The sequence below is a fragment of the Mesorhizobium sp. M5C.F.Ca.IN.020.29.1.1 genome (assembly GCF_003997375.1).
GTDB classification, from domain to species: domain Bacteria; phylum Pseudomonadota; class Alphaproteobacteria; order Rhizobiales; family Rhizobiaceae; genus Mesorhizobium; species Mesorhizobium wenxiniae.
Genome location: NZ_RZSW01000426.1, coordinates 1 through 5,515 on the forward strand (window position 1 = coordinate 1; position 5,515 = coordinate 5,515).

6 protein-coding genes are annotated in these 5,515 nt (G+C 62.1%); 2 read left to right on the forward strand and 4 right to left on the reverse strand.

The window, feature by feature from the left end:
• Positions 1–11: 11 nt before the first annotated feature.
• Complete coding sequence (locus EOA85_RS26100; protein ID WP_127211691.1) at positions 12–677, reverse strand: ceramidase domain-containing protein; 666 nt, start codon at positions 675–677, stop codon at positions 12–14.
• Between the two features lie 178 nt (positions 678–855).
• Here EOA85_RS26100 and EOA85_RS26105 point away from each other — a divergent pair, with 178 nt between their 5' ends.
• Entirely contained in the window at positions 856–1,665 is an 810-nt protein-coding gene (locus EOA85_RS26105) for a thioredoxin family protein (protein WP_127211692.1), read from the forward strand.
• A 495-nt stretch (positions 1,666–2,160) separates the two neighbouring features.
• A complete protein-coding gene (locus EOA85_RS26110; RefSeq protein WP_065007282.1) occupies positions 2,161–2,544 on the forward strand; it encodes a DUF2794 domain-containing protein in 384 nt (127 codons plus the stop codon).
• On the opposite strand, the gene EOA85_RS26115 is transcribed toward EOA85_RS26110, so the two are convergent.
• The 3 genes from EOA85_RS26115 to EOA85_RS26125 all read right to left on the reverse strand — a co-directional run.
• Complete coding sequence (locus EOA85_RS26115) at positions 2,545–3,117, reverse strand: GNAT family N-acetyltransferase (protein WP_127211693.1); 573 nt, start codon at positions 3,115–3,117, stop codon at positions 2,545–2,547.
• 153 nt (positions 3,118–3,270) lie between these two features.
• Positions 3,271–4,050, reverse strand: a complete 780-nt coding sequence (locus EOA85_RS26120; RefSeq protein WP_029349432.1) for a Bax inhibitor-1/YccA family protein — start codon at positions 4,048–4,050, stop codon at positions 3,271–3,273.
• 239 nt (positions 4,051–4,289) lie between these two features.
• A partial coding sequence (locus EOA85_RS26125) for an FtsX-like permease family protein (protein ID WP_127211694.1) occupies positions 4,290–5,515 on the reverse strand: 1,226 nt, incomplete at its 5' end.

Below are 5,515 nucleotides of genomic sequence, written 5' to 3' on the forward strand. Positions count from 1 at the left end.
CCCCTATTCCCCTATTCCTTTGGCGCCCCGAAGCGCGCCGCCGCCGCCAGCAGCACACCGAGCATCAGCCCGTTGAGGCTGTGCCACAGGAAATGCGTCCCGAGCGGGAAGCTGCCGCAGACCAGCGGATCGATCATCCTGAAGATGACCGACACGACGAAGATCGCCGAGCCTGCCAGATTGTACCAGCCGGCGCGGTTGCCGCCCGCCGCCACTAAGACGCCGAAGAAGGCAAGCGCCAGGAAGGGCGGCAGATAGCCGGTCGTGCCGTTCGATGCCTGGCGCAGCCAGTCCGGCACGGCCCAGGTCAATAACCCGGTGACGGCATAGAAGGCGACGAAGACGGCGATCGCCTTGCCCCATTTCATGCCGAGGAAACGGCGCAGGTTGAACAGCGTGTAGGCCAGCGTGAACCCGGCGATCGGCAGCACGTCGGCCCAGACCGTGCCATGGTTGGCAAAGGTGTGGAACAGCGCCGAGCCGACGCCGATCGCCACCACCCACCAGGCCAGCACTTCGGCGAAGATGCCGGTGCCACGCCGGCGCACCTCTCGGACACCCCACAGCCCGGCGACAAGAAAAGCCAGATTTGTCAGTGCGTTGACCGGCTCGGCCCAGAGCTCCGGCCCGACCCGCTCGCAGTACAGGTCGACCGGCGTCAGGAGAGTTTGCCACATGCTGATTGTTGCCCGAATCTATATCTACCCAGAAGTGTAGCCCGTCCTATTGCGCCCTTGCAGTTGGTTACAACGGTAAAATTTCACCGCAACGTGACTTCCCGTTGACTGCCGCTTCTGCCACATATTTCGCCAATCAGAATAAAGCCGGCCATCACCGGCGGGAGTCGAAACGGCTATGACACCTCGAAGACCATTGCGGCTTGCGGCATTGGCGCTGGCCCTCTCGGTGGTTGCCGGCGCTGGCCTTGCCGGCAATGCGATCGCCGGCGAGGCCGACAACCCCCAGGCTGACAAAGCCTCGACTGACCAACCCTTGGGCGTGGTCGAGCTCTTCACCAGCCAAGGCTGCAATTCCTGCCTGCCCGCCGATGAATTCTTCGCCGAGCTTGCCGCCAAGGAGAACATCGTCGCGCTCGCCTATCATGTCGACTACTGGGATTATCTCGGTTGGAAGGACACGCTGAGCCGCAAGGAGAACACCGAGCGGCAATATGAGTATATGCGCGCCTTCGGCAGCCGCTCGGTCTATACGCCGCAGGCCGTCATCAATGGCCGCAGCCATGTCAGCGGCGCCAACCGCAAGCAAGTCGACGGCGCGCTCGCCCGCATGGAAAGATCGGGCGAAGGCATGCGGGTCAGCGTCAAGGTCAGCCGGACCAATGACCGCGTCACGATCGACGCCGGCGATGCCGGGACCGGCCCCAGCGATGCCCATGTCGTCATCGTTTATTTCGACCCGCCGCAGACGATCAAGATCGGCAAAGGCGAAAACACCGGCCGCAGCATGACTTATTGGAACGCCGTCTCCGGCATCCAGACCGCCGGTATGTGGCACGGCAAGGCGCAGCGCTACGAATTGCCGATGAGCGTGATTTCCAAGAAAGGGGGCTGCGCCGTGCTGCTGCAATCGGTGGGCAAAGACGGCCTGCCGGGTCCCATTCTGGGCGCCGCCTTAATCCACAAGCCCGCGCATTCTCGCCCTTAGCATTTTGCAGCCAAACGTCTTCGTTTGGCGTCCGACAAAATGCGTCAATAATAAACAGAGCGCGGTTTTGGGTCCACCAAAACGCAAAGCGCTCTAGCCGTCCACTTCCATCCAGGCAGAAAAAACCGGCGTCAGCTTGCTTCTGACGCCGGTCTATTAGGTTTTGGGATCGTCGCACCCGATTTTTCACAGGGAAAAACCGAGGTTGGTTCGATCCGACGCAGACCCGTGGGCGGGGGGCTTGGGGTTTACGAGCCAGTGCCGGACCGAACCGTCTCAGGCAACACCCGTAAATTCGTCGGACATTGGGGCATGAGCGCGGATAAAAGATGGCAGGATTGTGGCGAGGCATCACCAATTCCAACGGGCGTTTTTATAAACGTGACTGGACACTGCGGAAACGGTGCGCCGCCGCCTTTGTCCGGCTGGGCTTGCAATTCCACGGCGAAAGCGCAAACTTTGGTTGGCGTAAGATTCATTCGAAGGGATCGAGGCATGACTGATCACGGCAGCGGGACGGAGGATGGGGACGCATCCGCAATACTGATCCCGCTGCATGAGGCAAGACGCGAACGCCTCGAGCCGGTGCGGTTCGACCGGCGTGAATTGGACCAGATCCTGAGGCTTTACGGGCGTATGGTCGCCGCCAATGAATGGCGTGACTACGCCATCGACCATCTCACCGACCGCGCCGTCTTTTCCGTGTTCCGTCGCACCAGCGAGGTACCGCTATTCCAGATCGTCAAGGATCCCAAGCTGGCGCGCCGGCAAGGCGCATTCGCCGTCATTGCCACCGGCGGCCGCATCCTCAAGCGCGGCCAGGAACTTGGCCGCGTGCTTGGCGTCTTCGACCGCACGCTGAAGCTGGTCGAGGCCTAACTACTTATTTTGCTGGCGGAATTTCTGTTCCGGCAACGAGTTGGGATCGGGCGGAACCAGAGCTCCATCATTGATCGGCAGTTGCATGAACACCGTGTCAAGCCAGCGTCCGTGCTTGTAGCCGGAGCCTTCCAGGCGGCCCGAATGGCGGAAGCCGAGCTTTTCATGCAGCCGCACCGAGGCACTGTCCGGCCGACCGTCGCCGATCACCGCGATGATCTGGCGGAAGCCCGCTGCCTCGGCCGCCTCGATCAGCCTTTGCATGAGCTTGAACCCGATGCCATGGCCCTTGGCCTCCGGCGCGAGATAGACAGAATCCTCGACGACGAAGCGATACGCAGGGCGTGGTCGGAAGGCGCCAGCATAGGCATAGCCGAGCACAATGCCGTCTTTTTCCGCCACCAGATAGGGGAAGCCCCCCGCTATCAAACTCTCGAAGCGCTCGCCCATTTCGGCGCGGCTCGGCGGCTCCAGCTCGTAGCTCGCCGTGCCATGGGTCACCGCGTCGGCATAGATATGGGTGATCCGGTCGAGGTCCGCCGGCGTAGCCGCCCGTATGGTGATGCTGGTCATAATTTATGCACGTCTATCATCTGCCCGCCATTTTCATCAAAGACCGGGACAAAAGAAAAGGGCGGCCGTGGGGCCGCCCTTATCAAACTCGCTAGTCCAGTCAGACTATGATTCCCCGGTTTTCGGAAGATCATGGTTCAAAACAAAAGCCTGTTATCGGCGGTCGCCCATGAACTGCAGCAGGAACATGAACAGGTTGATGAAGTCGAGATAGAGCGTCAGAGCGCCCATGATCGCCTTGCGGCCGGCAACGTCGGTGGCGTCGCCCTCGAAATACATCTCCTTGATCTTCTGCGTGTCATAGGCGGTGAGGCCCGAGAAGATCAGCACGCCGAGCGCCGAAACGGCGAAGGACAGGGCCGACGACTGCAGGAAGATGTTGATCACCATCGCGATGATCAGGCCGAACACGCCCATCACCAGGAACGAGCCGAACGCGGTCAGATCGCGCTTGGTCGTGTAGCCGTAAAGCGACAGCGCACCGAAAGCCGCTGCGGTGGCGAAGAAGGTCTGCGAAATGCTGGCCGTCGTGTAGACCAAGAAGATCGACGACAGCGACAGGCCGACCAGGCCGGCATAGACCCAGAACGTCGTCTGCGCGGCAGAAACGCTCATCGACTGGACGCGGAACGACAGGAACAGCACGGCGGCGAGCGGGGCAAAGATCACCAGCCATTTCAGCGGCGAGCCGAAGATCGCGTAGCCGAAGGAGGTCAGCATGTCGCCGTTCGGCAGGGTGGCGACCGCCGAAGCCGGATCGGTGGTGGTGGCCAGCATGATCGTTCCGACCGCGGCGAGGCCGGTGATGAGGAGGCCAAGCCCCATCAGATTGTAGACCTTGATCATATAGGCGCGCAGGCCCTGGTCGATAGCAGCATCGACGCCGGCGCCGGGCACGGCACGCGTCTGATAATTGCGAACGGGTTCAGCCATTGAAATCCTCATATTGCTTCTGCCCCGTCCGGTGTCCGGTCATTTGGACCGCGGCGCCGCTGGCGGGGCTCCAGCATGCCTGCTGCGAAATATGATGGTTATTGGCGTCAAGAACAAGACCGTAACCGAACGTAATGCTTCGTGAAGACCCGAAAATCTGCATTTATCGGCCTTCCGAAGCCAACATTAACAAGATTTAACCGAATCCTGGTCGCGTTGAGCCTGTATATGCTTGCAGATCAGAGATTGCGCAGCACCGGCGCCGCCTTGTGGCCCAGCACCCGCCAGGTGCCGGCGAGGCCGATCCCGACCGTGACCACCAGCGCAAAGACGATGGTCGCCACCGCCACATCAGGCATGAAATGCGACGGCAGCGTCATGACGCGCGCGACAACGAACCACGCCGCAATCCCGCCTGCCGCCAGCGCGAAGATCGCGGTGGCGAGGCCGATCAGCATGTATTCCAGCGAAAAGGCCGCGATCAGCGTCTTCCTGGTGGCGCCCAGCGTCTTCAGCACCACCGCATCGTGGATGCGGGCGCGGTTGCCGGCGGCCAGCGCGCCGGCCAGCACCAGCACCGAGGCGATCAGTGCCACGCCGGCCGCGGCCCTGATTGCGGTGCCGAGTTGCGCCACCAGCCGGTTGACTATGTCGAGCGCGTCCTTGACCCTGACTGTCGTCACCGCGGGAAAAGCACGGGTGACCGCGTTGAGAAGACGGGCATCGTCGGCCGGCGACGCGCCCTTTTCGGTCAGCGTCGCCAGCCAGCTATGCGGCGCGCCGGCAAATGTGCTGGGCGAGAACACCATGACGAAGTTGATGCCCATCGTCTCCCACTCGACCTGGCGGAAATTGGCGATCTTCGCTGTCACGTTGCGGCCAAGCACGTTGACGGTGATGGTATCGCCGAGTTTCAGCCCGATCTCTTTGCCTTCCTCGGCCGAAAACGACACCAGCGGCTCGCCGGCATAATCGTGCGGCCACCATGTGCCTTCGGTCAGCGTCGCATTCGCGGGAATGCTGGCCTCGTAGGTCAGCCCGCGATCGCCGCGCAGCACCCAGGCTCCTTCCGCCGGAACTTTGACCTTGTCGACGTCGACGCCGTTCAGCGCCATCACCCGGCCGCGCAGCATCGGCACCTTAACCAGCGTGCCCTGCGGCGCTTGCCTGCTGACCAGCGCAGAGAACGCATCGACATCGCTGCTCTGGATATCGACGAAGAAGAAGTTCGGCGCCCGTTCCGGCAGGCTGCCGGAAATCTGCCCCCTGAGATTGCCGTCGATCAGCGCCAGCGTCACCAGAAGCGTCAATCCCAGTCCCAGCGACAACACCACTGACGGCGTCAAGGCACCTGGCCGATGGATATTGCCGACGGCGAGCCTAAGCGCCGTCGAGCCGACGCGCGGGCTTCTTTTGGCGGCCCACTGGACCAGCGCGCCGACGACGCGCAGCACCAGGAAAGCGA

What these genes read in the sequence shown, in the direction of transcription:
- EOA85_RS26120 (WP_029349432.1), bottom strand. Translation starts at nt 4,050, where the DNA reads ATGGCTGAACCCGTTCGCAATTATCAGACGCGTGCCGTGCCCGGCGCC.
- EOA85_RS26115 (WP_127211693.1), bottom strand. Translation starts at nt 3,117, where the DNA reads ATGACCAGCATCACCATACGGGCGGCTACGCCGGCGGACCTCGACCGG.
- EOA85_RS26110 (WP_065007282.1), top strand. Translation starts at nt 2,161, where the DNA reads ATGACTGATCACGGCAGCGGGACGGAGGATGGGGACGCATCCGCAATA.
- EOA85_RS26100 (WP_127211691.1), bottom strand. Translation starts at nt 677, where the DNA reads ATGTGGCAAACTCTCCTGACGCCGGTCGACCTGTACTGCGAGCGGGTC.
- EOA85_RS26105 (WP_127211692.1), top strand. Translation starts at nt 856, where the DNA reads ATGACACCTCGAAGACCATTGCGGCTTGCGGCATTGGCGCTGGCCCTC.